The following is a 627-nucleotide window of genomic DNA, read 5'->3' on the forward strand; positions in this document are numbered from 1 at the left end:
CGCCGCTGCCCCGTATGCGGCAGGGCCTGCGACTTCTACGACATGGCGAACCGCGGGGCCCCCAGGCTGTGGAGGGCGATGGACCTGGCGCGCTCGGCCTGCTACCTGGAGCACGCGCCCTGCAGGGTGCGCTGCCCGGAGCACGGCGTGCGCACCGAGGCCGTCCCCTGGGCGCGGCACGGGGCGCGCTTCACGCGCGACTTCGAGGACTGGGTGGCGTGGCTGGCGGTCCGCTGCACCGCCTCGGCGGTCTCCGAGCTCGCCCGCGTCGAGTGGCACAGCGTGGGCGGCGTGTGCAGGCGCGTCTACGCCGAGCTGGAGGCCGCGCGCGGCGCCTCGAGGTTCGACGGCGTGCGCCGCATCGGCATCGACGAGACGTCGTACAAGAAGGGCCACAAGTACGTCACGGTGGTCGTCGACCACGACCGCGGCTGCCTCATCTGGGCGCACGAGGGCACCGGCAAGGACGTTCTCAACCTGTTCCTCGACGAGCTCACGCGCGAGCAGAGGCGCGCCTGTTTTTCACAACAACTAAATTTAGGATTTCACGACTAATTTCTTTCGGGTTTCACCGTTTTGCAAAGGTGCCGCACCCTTTCTTCGCTAACTGTCCGATCTTCCCATCAT

Annotated in this window: 1 protein-coding gene; it reads left to right on the forward strand. The window is 67.6% G+C overall.

Features of this window, described 5'->3' with window-relative positions; all coding sequences use genetic code 11:
• Positions 1 to 555, forward strand: a 555-nt coding sequence (locus tag ACTQ40_RS10585) for a helix-turn-helix domain-containing protein (RefSeq protein ID WP_441564127.1), incomplete at its 5' end; no start/stop codon positions are given.
• Between the last annotated feature and the right edge of the window lie 72 nt (positions 556 to 627).

The organism is Collinsella sp. Sow4_D11 (assembly GCF_052116465.1).
Lineage (GTDB): Bacteria > Actinomycetota > Coriobacteriia > Coriobacteriales > Coriobacteriaceae > Collinsella.